The sequence below is a fragment of the Leifsonia sp. RAF41 genome (genome assembly GCF_052114085.1).
Lineage (GTDB): Bacteria > Actinomycetota > Actinomycetes > Actinomycetales > Microbacteriaceae > Leifsonia.
The window spans coordinates 1,467,902-1,484,871 of sequence record NZ_JBFREB010000001.1 but is presented as its reverse complement, the minus strand read 5'-3'; the positions used below and the strand labels follow the sequence as shown (position 1 = coordinate 1,484,871).

Genomic DNA, 16,970 nt, shown 5'->3' with positions numbered 1-16,970 from the left:
GGACATCCTCTCCCAGCGGGTCAGGCGCTGGCGAGACGCGCCAGCCGTCGGCGCGCCGCCAGCTCGGCCTGCGTCTGCGGACCGAGCAGCACGCGGGCGCCCGCGAGCACCGCTCCGGTGGCGCCGTGCAGCGGCAGCAGCCGCTCGGCCGCCGTGGGGGGCAGACCCAGCAGCTCGCGGTGGCGCGGTTCCAGCGTGGAGACAGCGGCCCGGAAGACGATGCGGTACGTCGGACGCAGCATCCGGCGCAGCGGTGCGCGGCGGATGAACCGCACGATCTCCTCCACCTCCGGTCCCCCGCGCAGCTCGCCCGCGTCGGTGATCGCATCGATCGCGGCGCGCAGTTCCGCCGCCGTTCGCGGCGCATCCTCGACGCCCATCAGTTCGGCGGCCGTCGCCCACTCGGATACGTAGCCGTCGGCGCCGCCCGGAATCGCGTCGCCCCAGTGCTCGTGCGCGGTGAGGAACGCGTCCGTGAAGGCCAGGTGCACCCAGCGCGCCAGCTCGGGATCGTTCGCCGAGTAGGGGCGTTCCACCCCGTGCCCGTCGATGAAGGTGCCGGCGACGCGGCGGTGCAGGGAACGGACCATCTCGGAGCTCGCGATGGCCTGCCCGCGACTGCCGAAAGTGACCGTGTGGATCCACTGGATGGTGCCGGCGAGACGCCCCAGCGGGTCCTCCCGGAACCGCGAAAAGTCGCGGACCCCGGCCAGGGCCCCGGGATGCAGCGCCTGCAGCAGAAGCGCCCGCACGCCGGCGACGAGCGTCGGCATGCCGCCGTGCACCGCCCAGGCGGCGCTGTCGGGCGAGAAGAAGCCCTCGTCCTCGCCCTCCTCCAGGCGGAGCACCCAGGCGGGGATCTCGTCCGACCGGCCGGCGAGGGTCTCGATCAGGCGGGCACGCAGCGGTGTGAGGACGCGGTCGACGGCGGTCGAGGTCATCGCGGGGCGCTGCCGAAGTCGGAGATCATGCCGGGACGTCCTGACCGAGGCCGTCGATGAGTCGCGCGTCCGGGAGCTCGGCGATGAGGCGTCCTGGCAGCAGGATCTTGGACCGGCGGACGCCCGAGCCGATGATGACGACCTCTTGCTCCGCGACGCGGGCGTCGACGAGCACCGGCCACCCGTCGGGCAGGCCGATCGGGGTGATGCCGCCGTACTCCATCCCGGTCAGCTCGACCGCGCGGTCCATCGGCAGGAACGACGCCTTCCGTACATCCAGCAGCCGCTTGACGGTGTTGTTGACATCGGCGCGCGTCGTCGAGAGCACCACGCAGGCGGCGATCCGCTCCACGCCCTCCCGCTTGCCGGCGACGACGACGCAGTTGGCGAGGTTGGTCGCCTCCAGGTCGAACTGGTCGCGTGTCGCGGCCGTGTCGGAAATGTCCGGGTCGATCTCGACCACCCCCACGTCGTCCAGCCAGCCCAGCGCTTCGAGGGCGCTCAGCGTCGACGGTGCGAGCAGGTCGGAACGAGTGGATGCGGGAGCAGTGGTGAGACCACCGAGAGTGAAGACGCCCATGCAGTAAAGCTAACCCCCGCCGCCGCTGAGATTTGCGCCAAATCTCGGTTCTGCGGTCCGCATTACCGAGATTTGGCGCAAATCGTCAGGGAGGGCTACTGGGATGCCCGCTCGAGCACCAGCTCGCGCACGCGCGCGGCGTCGGCCTGGCCGCGCATCGCCTTCATGACGGCGCCGATGACGGCCCCGGCGGCTTGCACCTTGCCGTCGCGGATCTTCGCCAGCACGTCCGGCTGGGCGGCCAGTGCCTCGTCGATGGCCGCGATCAGCGCGCCGTCGTCCGAGACGACCGCGAGCCCGCGGGCATCGACGACCTCCTGCGGGCGGCCTTCACCGGCGACGACACCCTCCAGCACCTGGCGCGCCAGGCGGTCGGTGAGCGTCCCGGCCTCGATCAGCCCCGCGAGTTCCGCGACGTTCTGCGGGCTGACCAGCGTGCCCGCAGGCACGTTCTGGGCGTTGGCCAGGCGGGCGATCTCGCCGGTCCACCACTTGCGGGCGGCGGCGGGCGTGGAACCTGCGGCGATGGTGGCCTCGACCTCGTCGAGCAGGTCGGCGTTGGCGACATCCTGGAACTCGAGAGCCGTGAAGCCCCACTCGGTCGTCAGACGCTTGCGACGCACCTCGGGAGGCTCGGGCAGCGTCCCGCGCAGCTCCTCCACCCATTCGCGGCTCGGCGCCACCGGCACCAGGTCGGGCTCGGGGAAGTAGCGGTAGTCGTCGGCGTCCGACTTGGGGCGGCCGGCGCTGGTGGTGCCCGTGTCTTCGTGCCAGTGACGCGTCTCCTGAACGATCCGGCCGCCGGCGTCGAGGATCGCCGCCTGGCGCTGGATCTCGTAGCGCACCGCGCGCTCGATCGAGCGGAGGGAGTTGACGTTCTTGGTCTCCGTCCGGGTGCCGAGCTCGGTGGAGCCGCGGCGGCGCAGGGAGATGTTGGCGTCGCAGCGGACGTTGCCCTCCTCCATGCGCGCGTTCGAGACGCCCAGGCCCTTCACGATGTCGCGGATGGCACGCACGTAGGCACGGCCGACCTCGGGTGCGTCCGCCTCGGTGCCCTCGATGATCTTCGTGACGATCTCGACCAGCGGCACGCCGCCGCGGTTGAAGTCGACCAGCGAGTAGTCGGCACCCTGGATGCGCCCGGTGGCGCCACCGACGTGCGTCAGCTTGCCGGCGTCCTCCTCCATGTGGGCGCGCTCGATCGCGACGACGATCTCGCGGCCGTTCTCCAGCGTGATCGTGATCGTGCCGTCGTGGGCGATCGGTTCGTCGTACTGCGAGGTCTGGAAGTCCTTCGCGAGGTCCGGGTAGAAGTAGTTCTTCCGGGCGAAACGGCTCGTCTCGGCGATCTCGCAGCCGAGCGCCAGGCCCAAGCGGATGCTCGACTCGATCGCCTTCTCGTTCACCTGCGGCATGCCGCCGGGGAGCCCGAGGCAGGTCGGGCAGGTGTTCGTGTTGGCGCCGGAGCCGAACTCGTTGGCGCAGCCGCAGAACATCTTGGTCTTCGTGTTCAGCTCGACGTGGACCTCGAAGCCGAGGACGGGCTCGAACAGCTCGAGAGCCTTGTCATAGTCCATCAGTTCCGGCTTCTGCGTTGTGGCGTTCGCCATCAGATGGCCCCCTCTTCGCTCGCGAACATCTCGGTGGCAGTCAGGTCGGGCGCCTGACTCAGCAGCGGACCGCCCCAGCGGTCGATGAGCAGCTGCTCAAGCGCCGCGCCGTACGTGTACAGGCGGGCGTCGGCTCGCGCCGGCGCCATCAACTGCATGCCGACGGGCAGGCCGTCCTCCGGTGCGAGTCCGATCGGCAGGCCCATTCCCGGAACGCCGGCGAGGTTCGCCGGGATGGTGGTGATGTCGTTCAGGTACATCGCCATCGGGTCGTCGATCTTCTCGCCCAGCTTGAACGCGGTGGTCGGCGCGCTCGGGCTGACCAGCACATCCACCTTCTCGAAGGCGGACTGGAAGTCGCGCTGGATGAGCGTGCGGACCTTCTGAGCGCTGCCGTAGTAGGCGTCGTAGTAGCCGGCGCTCAGGGCATAGGTGCCCAGGATGATGCGGCGCTTCACCTCAGGACCGAAGCCCGCATCGCGGGTGGCGGCCATGACGCGCTCGACCGTGACCGGGCCATCGGTCGGGTCGACACGCAGGCCGAACCGCACGGAGTCGAAGCGAGCCAGGTTGCTGGACGCCTCTGCCGGAAGGATCAGGTAGTACGCCGACACGGCGTACTCGAAGCTCGGAGCACCGACCTCGACGATCTCGGCGCCCGCCTGCTCCAGCAGGGCGAGGGACTCGTCGAACCGCTGCTTGACACCGGCCTGGAAGCCGTCTCCGGCGATCTCGCGGATGACCCCGACGCGCACGCCCTTCAGGGCGCCTTCGCGGTGTCCGGCGCGGGCGGCGTCCGCCATCGACGGCCAGGTGTCGCTGAGGGAGGTGGAATCGAGCGGGTCGTGGCCGCCGATGACGTCGTGCAGGAGGCCCGCATCGAGCACCGAACGGGACACCGGACCGACCTGGTCGAGCGAGCTTGCGAGCGCGATCGCGCCGTAGCGGCTGACCCCGCCGTAGGTCGGCTTCACGCCGACCGAGCCGGTCACCGCGGCGGGCTGACGGATCGAGCCGCCGGTGTCGGACCCCAGGGCCAGCGGGGCCTCGAAGGCGGAGACGGCTGCGGCCGAGCCGCCGCCGGAACCACCGGGGATACGCTCCAGATCCCACGGGTTGCGGGTGGGCCCGTAGGCCGAGTGCTCGGTCGAGGAGCCCATGGCGAACTCGTCCATATTGGTCTTGCCGAGCGGCACCAGGCCGGCCTCGCGGAGCTTGCGCACCACGGTCGCGTCGTAGGGCGGGATCCAGCCCTCGAGGATCTTCGACCCGGAGGTCGAGGGCATGTCCTGGGTGGCGAGGACGTCCTTGATCGCGATCGGGACGCCCGCGAGCGGCCCGAGGGCGTCACCGGCCGCCCGGCGCTCGTCGATCTCCGTCGCGGTGCGCACGGCCTTCTCGCCGGCGACGTGGAGGAAGGCGTGGACGTCGGCGTCGACGGCCTCGATGCGGTCGAGGTGGGCGCGTACGGCCTCCACCGAGGAGACGTCGCGCGCGGCGAGCTTCTCGGCGAGGGCGGAGGCGGAGAGGCGGGTCAGGTCGGTCATCTCGTCCTACTCCTCGTCCAGGATGGTGGCGACCTTGAAGCGGTCGCCCTCGCGCGCCGGCGCACCGGACAGCGCCTGCTCGACGGTCAGCGACGGGCGGATCTCGTCGCTGCGGAACACGTTCGTGAGGGGCAGCGGGTGGCTGGTGGCCGGCACGTCCGGACCGGCCACCTCCTGGACCTTGGCGACGGACTCGACGATCTGGCCGAGCTCCTTCGTGAGGCTCTCGAGCTCTTCCGGGCTGAGGTCGATCCTGGCGAGGTTCGCCAGGTGCGCGACCTGTTCGGCGCTGATGTCGCCTGCGCTGGTTTCAGACAAGGGTGCGTCTCCGTGGGATTCGGTGGTGGAGGGGCGCGCTCGCGATCGCGAAGTCGCCAGTATCGATTCTAGGGCGAGCCGAACAGACCGCGCCCCAGCGCGGTGACCGCCTGGTACGCCTCCTTGTACGTCTGCGGCACCCGCGCGCCGGGTGCGCCGTAACGGGCCATGAGCAACCCGACCAGGCCGACACCGGGTGGGCTCAGCGGGCGGTCCGCGTCTTCCGGCGCCGGCGCATCCGCCTCCGGATTCGCGGGCAGGTACTGCGGATGCGTGTCCGGCCAGGTGCCCGGCTGCCGGGGCGACGTGCGATTGATCGCGTTGTCGATGGTCCGCGCACCCCGGTCGCGCTCGGTCAGGTGCTTCAGCCGGTATTTCTTGGCGAGCGTGGCGACCACCGCGGAGTGATGCATCTCGTCGTGGATGATCGTGTTCCGCTCGGTGTACGCCGAGATCGCGATGGCGGGCACGCGGACGCCGAGCCGGTCGAACAGGAAGCCGTTCTCGCCCGGCCCGCTGTCGTCGGGAGGGATTGCCGGTCCCGGCGCGACGTGATCGTAGGTGCCGCCGTGCTCGTCGAAGGTCACCAGCAGCATCGTGTTGAGCGCGTTCGACCCCTTCGCACTGCGCGCCGACCGGATCGCGGAATAGACCCGGTGAAGCAGCAGATCGCCCGCACGGACATCGGAGATCGCGCCGCCCACCACCGTGCCGCCGGCGATCTGCTCCTCGGTCATCGGGCCGCCCGGCGGATGCATGTCGTTGTGGTCGTACAGCAGCCGCGGCTCGATGAAGGCGTAGTCGGGCAGCGTGCCCTCCGCCGCGTCGCGGTAGAACTGCGTCATCGTCCGGAAGTTCGTCTTCCAGTAGGGCTCCAGTGCCGGCGCATGGATGAACCCGGTCAGTGAGATCAGCTGCCGGTCGTCGTAGTAGACGCGCCAGCTGCGTCCTGCCTCCTCCAGCCGATTGAAGATGGTGGGCGCATCGTTCTTCGGGTCGAACCACTTGCGGAGGCCCTCCGCTCCGCCATTGTCGACGTAGCCATGGGACGTCGACGCGTTGAAGAAGGATCGGTTGCAGAATGTCTGCGACGGCACGGCGCAGTGCCAGTCGTCGTACACCGCGAACTGCCGGGCGAGGGTCGAGAACACCGGGAGCATGTCCGGCGTGAATCCGCCCATGACGCGGCGATAGTCGTCGAGCGTCGGCTCGCGGCCGGTGTCCTTCCGCAGCACGCCGATGTAGTCCCGGACGAATCCGCGCATGGTCGGCTTCGCGCCCGGCTTCGGGGCGTTGTAGGGACGCAGCATCTCGCGGACGCGGGCGTCGGCGTTGGACGCCGGGTCGACGACCTCGTACAGCTGCGTATTGACGTGCGGGTAGACCTCGCCGGGGTCGGGCGACGGCTGACGCATGACGAAGTCGGTCGTCCCCTCGTAGACGTGCGCGGGGATGTCCGGGCCGCCGGCCGGGTCGGGGTTGCTGTAGTCCCCGAAGGCGAGACCTTCGAAGCGCTTGCCCTTCGGCAGGGTCTGCTCGTCGTAGAGGTGCCCGAGGAGGTTGTCGAACGAGCGATTCTCATACATCAGCACGACGAGGTGGTCGAATCCCGGACCTCCACCTCGGGGCGGCAGCGGCGGGTACTCCTCGCCGGACTCGTCCGCCGTCGGAGAGCTCTGAGCCGCGGCCGCGCCGATCGCCGCGCCCGCAGCCCCGCCAGCCGTACCACCGGCGACCGCTCCGGCCGCGACCAGGCCGGCTCCCGTGAGGAAGGCGCGACGGCTCGGACCCCGGTGCTCGGGCTCGCCGCCCAGCTCAGAGGAAAGGTCGTCGTCCGGTCGCATCCCGTCCATTATGGATGCCCCCGCCGACGGCGCCCAGGCCCGCTCAGCGCGCCGACGCCTCCGTGGTCCCGTCTGCCGCCCGGGAGGGGCCGGCGAGCACGAGGTCACCGCGGTCGATTCCGATCATGGCGAGATTCCGCATGGACTCGGTTCCGACGCTGAAGTACTCATTGTGACCGGACGAGCCGGCGAGGGAGGCGTGGGTGAGCGGATCGACCGCACCGCCGACGCCCATCGGCTTGGCGCCGTAGCCGGGCGACCCCGGGTCGCTGCCGAAGAAGGCGGTGTTGACGATCGGGTCCATCTGCGCCTCGCCGACGAACACGTTGCCACCGGTCACGGAGAGTCCAGCGACGGTCTGCGCAGCGCTGCCCGGCGATCCCATCAGCGCCAGCGCGTCGACGGTAACGGTGTGCCGCTCCAGCGCCATGAGCGCGGCGGTCGAGCCGTAGGAGTGGGCGAACAGACTCAGGTACGGCTGGTTGCCGTTTCGCAGAGCGCGGATGCCTTCCAGGGTGCGCTCCAGGCTGTCGGCGCCCTGGGTGGCAAGCGCGGTGCCCCCGATGTTGGTGAGCACCGGCGTCTGGTAACCGATCCAGGCGACGACCGCGACCCCCGGCGTCCCCCCGTTTCCGCGCGGGCCGAGGATGCGGCGCAGCGTACTGGTCTGGAGGTCGTACTGCTCCTGCGCGACCTTGCCCCAGGCCTCGATCTGCTCGCCCACCGACATGTACATTCCGGGCACCAGGACGCTGACGTACGCCGCAGTGCTGAGGTCGCCCACCACGATCGACGCCTTGGCGTCGGCTGACGGGTCGAGGCTGACGAGGGTGCGCTTCACTCCGTCCTGCTTCGACAGCGCCTTCTTCACGTTGTCGAGTGTTTGGAGCTGGCGCTGGAGCGCCACCCGTTCTGCGCGACCGTGCTCCGTCTTCAGCGTCTTGGTGACGCCCGCGATGGTCTGCTTGAGGTCGATCGCGTTCGCCCGGCCACGCACCTCGTAGGGGACCCCCTCGAGGTTGCCGACGACGTGGGGCGCGGCGTTGATGAGCACGTTCTGCTTGGCGGGGTCGATCAGCTTCCACACGCGGCCGACGTCGGCAGCGGCAGGCGCCTGTCGCAGCAGCGACTCGAGCCGTGAGCGATTGGCGTCGACGAACGACGGCAGCGCCGACGCGTCGAGCCCGGAGACCGCGCCGAGCACCGACACGGAGCTGCTGCCCCCGCTGGGGGCGGACGGCACATCGGAGACGGGGCCGGACACGGCGGACGAAACGGTGGGGTACGACACCGTGGAGTACGACACCGTGGACACGGCCGCCGCCGGGGGAACGTCGGCAGGCAGCACGAAAGCCCCGGTCAGTCCTGAGACTGCCGAGGTTACGGTGAGAACAGCTGCAAAGCCGACCAGCACTCCGTCCGGGTCCCTCCGAGAGCGAGCGAGCTAAGCCCTTGCGATGCGCCCGGGGGGAGCGCACGTCTCGACTCTACCCATGAATGGGTGGCGGACGGCAACCCGTTCTACCCCCGATTCAGGGGGAGAACTCGGATACTGTCCACAGGATGACGGACCCGAATCGTCACTCGTCGAGCGCCGCGGGCCCTTCCTCCAGCAACTTCGTGAACTGAGCTGCGTTCAGGACGCGCACGCCGAGCTCTTCGGCCTTCGTGAGTTTGGAGCCGGCGCCGGGACCCGCTGCGACGAAATCCGTCTTCTTGGAGACGCTGGATGCGGCCTTGCCGCCCGCCGCGATGATCGCCTCCTGCGCCCCCTCGCGGGTGTAGCCCTCGAGGGATCCGGTCGCGACGACGGTGAGGCCGGCGAGCACTCCCCCGGCCTCCTCGGCCCGGCCCGGCCCGGAGTGACCCGGGGTGGCGAACTGGACGCCGTCAGCGGCCCAGCGCTCCACGATCTCGCGGTGCCAGGCGACGTCGAACCAGGCCAGCACCGCGTCCGCGATGATGCCGCCGACGCCATCCACCGCCGCCAGCTCGTCGCGCGACGCCGAGCGGATGGCGTCGAGGGACCCGAAGTGGCTCGCCAGCGCTCGCGCGGCCACGGGGCCGACATGCCGGATGTTCAGGGCGACCAGTATGCGCCACAGCGGCTTCTCGCGCGCCGCGGAGAGATTGCTCAGCAGCTCGACCGCATTCTTCGACGGAACGTACAGCTCGTCACCGGCGAAGCCCTCCGCTGCGGGGTCGTAGGAGCCGTCCTTCTTCTGCCGCCGGCGGCGGAACGGGGTGTCTACCTTCTCCTCCCCCGCGTCCGTCAGTTTCGGCAGCCCGGTCTCCGAATCGCGCACCACGACCTCGATCGGGAAGAGGTCGGCCAACGTGAGGCCGAACAGTCCCGCCTCCGTCGGAAGCGGCGGATTCTCGGGGAATCGCGGCTGGGTCAATGCGGCCGCCGCGACCTCGCCCAGCGCCTCGATGTCGAGGGCGCCACGGGAGCCGATGTGCTCCACCCGCCCGCGCACCTGCGCCGGGCAGAACTCGGCGTTCGGGCAGCGCAGGTCGATGTCGCCTTCCTTGGCCGGAGCCAGCCGCGTGCCGCACTCGGGGCAGTTCTCGGGCATGACGAATTCGCGCTCGGTGCCGTCGCGCAGTTCCACCACCGGGCCGAGCACCTCGGGGATGACGTCTCCCGCCTTGCGCAGCACCACGGTGTCGCCGATCAGAACGCCTTTCGCCTTGACGACCTCCTGGTTGTGCAGAGTCGCCTGACGAACCTCGGAACCGGCGACGCGCACCTTCTCCATCACCGCGAACGGCGTCGCCCGGCCGGTGCGGCCGACACTGACGACGATGTCGAGCAGCTTGGTGTTCACCTGCTCCGGCGGGTACTTGTAAGCAATGGCCCAGCGGGGGGCGCGGCTGGTCGCGCCCAGCTCGTCGTGCAGGGCCAGCTCGTCCACCTTGATGACGATGCCGTCGATCTCGTGCTCCACCGCGCCACGGTGCGCCCCGTAGTACTCGATGAACTCGTCGACGTCAGCGACAGCGTGGACCACGCGGTAGTGCGTCGAGGTGGGCAGGCCCCAGCCCTTCAGAAGCTCGTAGACCTTCGACTGCGCATCGACCGGCGGGTTCTGCCAGGCGCCGATGCCGTGCACCAGCATGTGCAGCCGACGGAGCCGGTTGCGCATCAGTTCGAGTTGCGCCGGCCCCTTGCCCTCGGCCTTCTGGCGGAGCGACCCGCTGGCCGCGTTGCGGGCGTTGGCGAACACCCGCTCGCCCGCCTCCAGCTGGTGGGCGTTGAGCTCCTCGAACTCTGCGACCGGGAAGAACACCTCGCCGCGCACCTCCACCAGGGCGGGCGGGTCATCCGTTGCCAGAAGGGCCGGGATGGCGGGGATCAGGCGGACGTTCTCGGTCACGTCTTCGCCAACGACCCCGTCGCCGCGGGTGGCGGCCGAAACCAGCACGCCCTTCACATAGCGGAGGTTGATGGCGAGGCCGTCGATCTTCAGCTCGCACAGGTAGTCGACCCGTCGGCCCGCGTCACGCTCGACCCGCGTCGCCCAGGCCTCGAACTCCCCGATGGAGAACACATTGTCGAGGCTCAGCATCCGTTCGGCGTGCTCAACCGGAGCGAACAGCGTCGTCTGGGCGCGGCCTCCGACCGTCTGGGTCGGGCTGTCCTGCGACTGGAGTTCGGGGTGCAGCCGCTCCAGCTCTTCGAGCCGCCGCATCATGCGGTCGTACTCCTCGTCGCTGACGAGCACGGTGTCGCGCTCGTAATACGCGTCGCGCAACTCCAGGATGCGCGTCGTCAGCTGCTGCGCCTCGCTTCGCGCACTCGCGAGCTGGTCGTCGGTCGTCGTCTCGATCGCCACGCGTCCAGCTTATTCGCGACCCCCGACGCCGGAACCGGTCGGTACCGCGCGATGTCCGCGGACCGGGATCGACCGACGGCTGAGCACCGCCGCCACGAGGAAGCAGGCCGCGCCCAGGAGCGTCCCGAGGTTGGCCCAGAACAGGCTGACGAGGTCTCCTGTGGCGGGGAGCACGTAGGCGCCGATCGCGGAGATGCCGAAGAAGACGGACCCGGCGAGGTTCAGCCACGTGCCGTGCCAGGTCCTGGCGCGTGGATCCCAGAGCCGCTCCCTGTCGGTGGTTGCGACCACGGCGAGTCCGCTCGCCACCAGGAAGCAGATCGAACCGAACGCATCCGGGCGCCATCCGCTCCCGACGCGGGCGTTCGCGTTGATCGCGACGATCAGCGCGGCGGTCGTGCTGACATTGAAGAGCAGGGTTCCGACGAACTGCACCGCTGCCGCCCACCAGTCGTAACGGTCCGCCTGGATCGCCCCGTGACGCGGCGGGCGGCGTCCACTCAGGGCGAGTTGGATGAAAGCAGCCGCCGTGAAGAACAGTGCACCGACGAAGAAGGTGAGGTTGGCCAGGATCGTCCCGACCGCCTGCTGGTAGAAGGGCACCGCCCCGACGAGGAAGAACAGCGAGCCGATAGCGAAACCCCAGGCCTCGCGCCGGAGGCGGATTGCTCGCTCGGGAGTCATGTCCGGAGCCTAGGGCTCGACGGCGCGCCTGGCACCGCCGAAAAGCTTCAGACGGGGACGGCCGAGACCGTCCGGTCGATCGTCGTCTGGCCGAGCACGCGCGTGCCGACGTAGACGACAGCGGTCTGTCCGGGTGCGACGCCGTTGAGCGGGATGTCCGGGCGGACGACGAGCTCGCGGCCCGTGACGGACGCAACGGCGGGCACCGGGTCGGCGTGCGCGCGGATCTGGACCTCGCAGGCGAACGGGGTCGCCGGGTCGACGGGAGGCAGCCCGGCCCAGGTGAAGCGCGAACCGGCGATCTCGGCGATGTCCAGCGCCTCGCGCGGACCGACGACGACCTCGTTCTCCTTCGGGCGCACCTCCAGCACGAAGCGGGGGCGGCCATCCGGCGAGGGGTAGCCGACGTTCAGGCCCTTGCGCTGGCCGACGGTGTAGGCGTGCGCGCCCTCGTGCGAGCCGAGCCGGTTGCCCTGACGGTCGACGATGTCGCCGGTCGCGGTGCCGACGCGCTCGGCCAGCCAACCGCGGGTGTCGCCATCGGGGATGAAGCAGATGTCGTGCGAGTCCGGCTTATTGGCGACGCTCAAGCCCCGCGCGGCGGCTTCCGCTCGCACCTCGGCCTTGGACGGCGTTGCGCCGAGCGGGAACATCGCGTGTGCGAGCTGCTCGGCGGTGAGCACGCCGAGCACATACGACTGGTCCTTCGCCCAGGCGCTCGCGCGGTGCAGCTCGCGGTTGCCGTCCTCGTCGGTCATGATGGCCGCGTAGTGGCCGGTGCAGACGGCGTCGAAGCCCAGATCGAGCGCCTTCTCGAGCAGCGCGGCGAACTTGATCCGCTCGTTGCAGCGCATGCAGGGGTTCGGGGTGCGGCCGGCCGAGTACTCCGCGATGAAGTCGTCCACGACGTCCAGCTTGAAGCGCTCGGAGAAGTCCCAGACGTAGTAAGGGATGCCGATGATGTTCGCCGCACGCTGCGCATCCATCGAGTCCTCGATCGTGCAGCAGCCGCGGCTGCCCGTGCGCAGGGTGCCCGGCATGCGGGACAGCGCGAGGTGCACGCCGACCACGTCGTGGCCGGCCTCGACGGCGCGCGCCGCCGCCACCGCGGAGTCGACTCCCCCGCTCATCGCTGCCAGAACCTTCACCCGCCGATTCTACCCGGCCTGGGCTGGGCGCCCGGCGAGCGGGCACGAGGTGAGAGTAGATGCTCTGATTCGCGGCGAGTTGCGACATCTCGTCACCATTCGGCGAGGAGGAAGGAGGGAGGAGACTCAGCGGCCGAGGCGGGTGGCCCGCTCGGCGAGTCCGGCCCGCGAGGCCTGCGCGTACGCGGCCGGGAGCGCCGCGAGCAGCGCATCCACATCCGCCTCCGTCGATGTCCTGCCCAGCGTGAAGCGCAACGCGCTCCGTGCATCCTCTTCCCCGCGCCCCATGGCGATGAGCACGTGCGACGGCTCCGGGATGCCCGCCTGGCACGCCGACCCCGTCGAGACGGAGACGCCCGCCATGTCGAGCAGGAACAGCAGGGAATCGCCCTGCGCGCCCGGGAATGTGAAGTGCGCGTTGGATGCCACCCGCTCGGCTCCCGCTTCGGGCCCGCTGAGCACCGCCTCCGGGACCGCCGCCCGGACCCCGCGGATGAGCCGGTCCTGGAGCACCGCCAGTCGCACAGCCTCCGCCTCCCGCTCGGACTCGGCCAGTCGCGCGGCGACCGCGAACGACACGGCCGCGGCCACATCCTGGGTCCCGCTTCGAACCTGGCGCTGCTGGCCGCCGCCGTGGATCAGCGGGACTACGGTGGATGCGCGGCTCAGCACCAGCGCACCGATGCCGACCGGCCCGCCGATCTTGTGCGCGGAGACACTCAGGGCGTCGACATCGAGGGCAGAGAAGTCCAGCGGAAGGTGTCCGTACGCGGCCACCGCGTCCACGTGGACGGGGACGCCGGCCGCGTGGGCCACTGCGGCGAGCGCCGACACCGGCTGCACCGTCCCCACCTCGTTGTTGACGGCGAGGAAGGTGAGCAGCGCCACGTCGTCGCTGTCGACGGAGGACGGCACGACGATCCGTCCGTCCGGGTCGAGCGCGAGCCACGAGGCTTTCGCCCCCTCCGACCGCTCCAGCCACTCCACGGTGTCGACGGTCGCGTGGTGTTCTCCCCCGGGGACGAGGATGCGCGGCCGCCGGGCACCGGCGTTGCGCGCCCAGTACATCCCCTTGACGCCCAGATTGATCGCCTCGGTGCCGCCGGAGGTGAAGACGACCTCGATAGGGTCGGCTCCGAGCGTCGCAGCGACGGTCTCGCGAGCCTCCTCGAGCATCCGCCGTGCCTGCTGCCCCTGGCTGTGGATGCTGGAGGGGTTGCCGACGACGCCCATGGCCTCGGTGTAGGCGGCGATCGCCTCCGGGCGCATCGGCGTGGTGGCGGCGTGGTCCAAGTAGACCGGCACGGTGCCCTCCGAAGCTCAAGTCCAGGCGTGTGTCACTACTCTAGAGCGCATGACCTCGACCGATCCTCTGCGGAACCTGGGTGTACGCGTCGGGCCGCACGGAGGCGAGCTGAGGGTCTTCTCGGCGAGCGCCGACGCGATGGAGCTGTGCCTGTTCGACGAGTCCGACCCGAACTGGCTGACCAAGTCGGTTCCGATGACGCGGGATGCCAACAAGGTCTGGGTGGGCCGCTCGCGTTCCCTCACCCCCGGTACCCGTTATGCGATCCGCGCCGCGGGTCCCACCGCCCCCGCCAACTCCTTCGACCCGGAGGCGCTGCTTCTCGACCCGTACGCGCGGGGCCTGGTGCGGGTCGCTGCGGACGGCTGGAGATCCGTCGTGGTCTCGGACGGCTTCGACTGGGGAGAGGCGCGCAAACCCGCGACCCCGCTGGACCACTCGGTCATCTACGAAGCGCACGTGAAGGGCATCAGCCGGCTCAACCCGTCTGTCCCGGAGGAGCTGCGCGGCAGCTACGCCGGCCTCGCCCACGAGTCCACCATCGGCTATCTGAAGGACCTCGGCGTGACGGCGGTGCAGCTGCTGCCAGTGCAGGCTTTCATCTCCGAGCAGCGCCTGATCGAGCAGGGGCTCACCAACTACTGGGGCTACAACACCCTCAACTTCTTCAGCCCACACGCGCCGTACGCGTCGCGTGCGGCGCAGGCGGCGGGACCGGCGGCGGTGCTCGCCGAGTTCAAGGGCATGGTGAAGCTGCTGCACCTGGCCGGGATCGAGGTCATCCTCGACGTCGTCTACAACCACACGGCCGAGGAGGGCATCGGCGGTCCGCGCACCAGTTTCCGCGGGCTCGACAACGCGACCTACTATCGGCACGACGACACCGGGGCGTACATCGATGTGACCGGATGCGGCAACACGGTCGACTTCGGCAATCCGGTCCCGCAGCGGCTCGTGCTCGACTCGCTCCGCTACTGGGCGAACGAGATGCAGGTCGACGGCTTCCGCTTCGACCTCGCCGCGACGCTCGGACGCGGCACCGACGCCTCCTTCCACCGCGACCACCCGCTCCTGCTCGCCGCACAGTCCGACCCCGCGCTGCAGGGCGTCAAGCTGATCGCCGAGCCGTGGGATGTGGGGCTCGGGGGCTGGCAGACCGGCAACTTCCCTGGTCCCACGGAGGGGCATGCGGGCTGGTCGGAATGGAACGACCGCTACCGCGATCGCGTGCGCAACTTCTGGCTGGCGGACATCGCCGAGGCCCGCCGCCATGGCCAGGCCCCGGTCGGCATCGGCGGCTTCGCGACCCGGCTGGCCGGCTCCTCCAACACGTTCTCGGCGGAACGCGGCCCCTTGGCCTCGATCAACTTCGTGACGGCCCACGACGGGTTCACCATGGCGGACCTCGCGGCCTACGACGTGAAGCACAACCTCGGCAACGGCGAGAACAACCGCGACGGCACCGACAACAACCGTTCGTTCAACCACGGCGTCGAAGGCCCGACGGTGGATGAGGCCGTGCTCGTGACGCGCGCCAAGGCTGTCCGCAACCTGATGGCGACCCTGCTGCTCTCCGCCGGCGTACCGATGATCACCGCCGGCGACGAGTACGGCCGCAGCCTGCGAGGCAACAACAACGCCTACTGCCACGACAGCGAGCTGAACTGGCTGAGCTGGCTGCCCACCCGGGAGCAGCGGGAGCTGCTCGAGACGACGAAGCGCCTACTGCAGCTGCGCCGCGACAACCCCGCGCTGCGCCCCAGCCGCTACGCCGTCTCCGGTCAGGCGACGCCGAACGCCAGCCACATGGACTGGTACGACGCGACCGGTCAGCGGATGGACGACGAGGACTGGAACAGCCCGGAGAACCGCACACTGCAGTACTTGGCGGCCTCGACCCCGGTCAGTGAAGACTTCAACCGCATCCTCTTGATCGTGCACGGTGTGGAGGACGACGTGGAGGTGTCCCTACCGGAAGCCCCCGGCGTCACGTCGTACCAGCTGCTGTGGGACTCGTCGACCGAGGTGCCGATCCCGGAGGACGCGACAGAACTCGCCCCCCGATCGGCCCGATTGGTCGGCGGCACGTCGATGCAGTTGTTCCGCGCCAACGGCCCGCGCGTGGACGAGACGAGCTGATGGCGCGTCAGAAGTCGTCGGCCGGAACGCCCGCGACCGTCGCTTTGACCGCTGCGGGCATCCCCTTCACCGCGCACCCGTACGAGCACGACCGGGCGGCGCCGTCGTTCGGTCTGGAGGCGGCCTCGGCTCTCGGCGTCGAACCCGACCGCGTGTTCAAGACGCTGCTCGCCGACACCGATCTGGGTCTCGTCGTGGGCGTCGTCCCGGTGACCGGGATGCTCGACCTCAAGGCCCTCGCGGCCGCCGTCGGCGCGAAGCGGGCCGTCATGGCGGATCCCGCCGTCGCCGAGCGGCGCACCGGCTACGTCGTCGGTGGCATCAGTCCGGTCGGGCAGAAGACGCGGCACACGACCGTGGTGGATGAGACGGCGCAGCTGTTCGACACGGTCTTCGTCTCCGGCGGCAAGCGGGGCTTCGACATCGAGCTCTCCCCCGACGACCTGCTGGCCGCGACCGACGGTACGTTCGCCGCGATCGCGAAGTGACCGTGGTCAGCATCCGGCGGGCAACCGTCGACGACGCCGCGGGTATCGCCCGCGTGCACGTAGCGGCGTGGCGGGAGGCGTACGCCGGACGGATGCCCGCCGAGTTCCTGGCATCGCTCGACGAGGAGCGGCGTGCCCGCAGCTGGGCCACCATCCTCTCGTCCGGCGAGACGGACGCGTTCGTCGCCGAGCGGGACGGCGAGACCGTCGGCTGGGCGACCGCCGGAGCCGGCCGCGACGAGAACGCGCCCCGCGACCGCGAACTGGAGGGCATCTACCTTCTCGCGAGCGCGTACGGTTCGGGGGCGGGTCAGCTGCTCCTCGACGCGGCGATCGGCGACGCCCTGCCTACCTCTGGGTGATGGACGGCAACGGCCGCGCCGAGGCCTTCTACCGCCGCAACGGCTTCACCCGCGACGGCGCCACGGCCACGCATCCGGCCGGCGACGCCACCGTCACGGCGGTGCGGATGACGCGCTGACGATCGCGGATCACCCCACCCCCGAACTCGGGCCAAAAACCGACC

General features: G+C 70.2%; 15 protein-coding genes. 4 read left to right on the top strand and 11 right to left on the bottom strand.

Annotation, left to right across the window (positions count from 1 at the left end):
* Nucleotides 1–20: 20 nt before the first annotated feature.
* The 11 genes from AB4Y74_RS07110 to AB4Y74_RS07060 form a co-directional block, all read right to left on the bottom strand.
* Nucleotides 21–941, bottom strand: a complete 921-nt coding sequence (locus AB4Y74_RS07110; RefSeq protein WP_441798408.1) for an oxygenase MpaB family protein — start codon at nucleotides 939–941, stop codon at nucleotides 21–23.
* 25 nt (nucleotides 942–966) lie between these two features.
* A complete protein-coding gene (locus tag AB4Y74_RS07105; RefSeq protein ID WP_441798407.1) occupies nucleotides 967–1,521 on the bottom strand; it encodes a YbaK/EbsC family protein in 555 nt (184 codons plus the stop codon).
* A gap of 95 nt (nucleotides 1,522–1,616) precedes the next feature.
* Nucleotides 1,617–3,131 carry an Asp-tRNA(Asn)/Glu-tRNA(Gln) amidotransferase subunit GatB gene (gatB, locus tag AB4Y74_RS07100; protein WP_441798406.1) on the bottom strand — a complete coding sequence of 505 codons (1,515 nt, stop codon included), beginning with the start codon at nucleotides 3,129–3,131 and terminating at the stop codon, nucleotides 1,617–1,619.
* On the bottom strand, nucleotides 3,131–4,678 hold the full coding sequence (gene gatA, locus AB4Y74_RS07095; RefSeq protein ID WP_441798405.1) for an Asp-tRNA(Asn)/Glu-tRNA(Gln) amidotransferase subunit GatA: 1,548 nt from the start codon (nucleotides 4,676–4,678) through the stop codon (nucleotides 3,131–3,133). The genes gatB and gatA overlap by 1 nt, the downstream gene beginning before the upstream one ends.
* A gap of 6 nt (nucleotides 4,679–4,684) precedes the next feature.
* Nucleotides 4,685–4,996: an Asp-tRNA(Asn)/Glu-tRNA(Gln) amidotransferase subunit GatC gene (gene gatC / locus AB4Y74_RS07090; RefSeq protein ID WP_441787445.1), complete on the bottom strand. Its 312-nt coding sequence runs from the start codon at nucleotides 4,994–4,996 to the stop codon at nucleotides 4,685–4,687.
* A gap of 68 nt (nucleotides 4,997–5,064) precedes the next feature.
* Nucleotides 5,065–6,840 (bottom strand): alkaline phosphatase family protein, encoded by a 1,776-nt coding sequence (locus AB4Y74_RS07085; RefSeq protein WP_441798404.1) that lies wholly within the window; start codon nucleotides 6,838–6,840, stop codon nucleotides 5,065–5,067.
* 43 nt (nucleotides 6,841–6,883) lie between these two features.
* A complete protein-coding gene (locus AB4Y74_RS07080; RefSeq protein WP_441798403.1) occupies nucleotides 6,884–8,188 on the bottom strand; it encodes an alpha/beta hydrolase in 1,305 nt (434 codons plus the stop codon).
* 232 nt (nucleotides 8,189–8,420) lie between these two features.
* Entirely contained in the window at nucleotides 8,421–10,679 is a 2,259-nt protein-coding gene (gene ligA / locus AB4Y74_RS07075) for an NAD-dependent DNA ligase LigA (RefSeq protein WP_441798402.1), read from the bottom strand.
* A 9-nt stretch (nucleotides 10,680–10,688) separates the two neighbouring features.
* Nucleotides 10,689–11,363 carry a hypothetical protein gene (locus AB4Y74_RS07070; protein ID WP_441798401.1) on the bottom strand — a complete coding sequence of 225 codons (675 nt, stop codon included), beginning with the start codon at nucleotides 11,361–11,363 and terminating at the stop codon, nucleotides 10,689–10,691.
* Between the two features lie 47 nt (nucleotides 11,364–11,410).
* Entirely contained in the window at nucleotides 11,411–12,511 is a 1,101-nt protein-coding gene (mnmA, locus tag AB4Y74_RS07065) for a tRNA 2-thiouridine(34) synthase MnmA (RefSeq protein ID WP_441798400.1), read from the bottom strand.
* Between the two features lie 126 nt (nucleotides 12,512–12,637).
* A complete protein-coding gene (locus AB4Y74_RS07060; protein WP_441798399.1) occupies nucleotides 12,638–13,816 on the bottom strand; it encodes a cysteine desulfurase family protein in 1,179 nt (392 codons plus the stop codon).
* Between the two features lie 49 nt (nucleotides 13,817–13,865).
* Here AB4Y74_RS07060 and glgX point away from each other — a divergent pair, with 49 nt between their 5' ends.
* The 4 genes from glgX to AB4Y74_RS07040 are packed head-to-tail and all read left to right on the top strand — an operon-like array spanning nucleotide 13,866 to nucleotide 16,925.
* Entirely contained in the window at nucleotides 13,866–15,956 is a 2,091-nt protein-coding gene (glgX, locus tag AB4Y74_RS07055; RefSeq protein ID WP_441798398.1) for a glycogen debranching protein GlgX, read from the top strand.
* Nucleotides 15,956–16,444 carry a Cys-tRNA(Pro) deacylase gene (gene ybaK / locus AB4Y74_RS07050; protein WP_441798397.1) on the top strand — a complete coding sequence of 163 codons (489 nt, stop codon included), beginning with the start codon at nucleotides 15,956–15,958 and terminating at the stop codon, nucleotides 16,442–16,444. Before glgX ends, ybaK begins: the two co-directional genes overlap by 1 nt.
* A complete protein-coding gene (locus tag AB4Y74_RS07045) occupies nucleotides 16,441–16,806 on the top strand; it encodes a GNAT family N-acetyltransferase (protein WP_441798396.1) in 366 nt (121 codons plus the stop codon). Before ybaK ends, AB4Y74_RS07045 begins: the two co-directional genes overlap by 4 nt.
* Nucleotides 16,803–16,925 carry a hypothetical protein gene (locus tag AB4Y74_RS07040; protein ID WP_441798395.1) on the top strand — a complete coding sequence of 41 codons (123 nt, stop codon included), beginning with the start codon at nucleotides 16,803–16,805 and terminating at the stop codon, nucleotides 16,923–16,925. Before AB4Y74_RS07045 ends, AB4Y74_RS07040 begins: the two co-directional genes overlap by 4 nt.
* The last annotated feature ends 45 nt before the right edge of the window (nucleotides 16,926–16,970 follow it).

Coding starts and splice junctions, on each gene's coding strand:
- AB4Y74_RS07110 (WP_441798408.1), bottom strand. CDS start 941: ATGACCTCGACCGCCGTCGACCGCGTCCTCACACCGCTGCGTGCCCGC.
- AB4Y74_RS07105 (WP_441798407.1), bottom strand. CDS start 1,521: ATGGGCGTCTTCACTCTCGGTGGTCTCACCACTGCTCCCGCATCCACT.
- gatB (WP_441798406.1), bottom strand. CDS start 3,131: ATGGCGAACGCCACAACGCAGAAGCCGGAACTGATGGACTATGACAAG.
- gatA (WP_441798405.1), bottom strand. CDS start 4,678: ATGACCGACCTGACCCGCCTCTCCGCCTCCGCCCTCGCCGAGAAGCTC.
- AB4Y74_RS07085 (WP_441798404.1), bottom strand. CDS start 6,840: ATGCGACCGGACGACGACCTTTCCTCTGAGCTGGGCGGCGAGCCCGAG.
- AB4Y74_RS07070 (WP_441798401.1), bottom strand. CDS start 11,363: ATGACTCCCGAGCGAGCAATCCGCCTCCGGCGCGAGGCCTGGGGTTTC.
- glgX (WP_441798398.1), top strand. CDS start 13,866: ATGACCTCGACCGATCCTCTGCGGAACCTGGGTGTACGCGTCGGGCCG.
- ybaK (WP_441798397.1), top strand. CDS start 15,956: ATGGCGCGTCAGAAGTCGTCGGCCGGAACGCCCGCGACCGTCGCTTTG.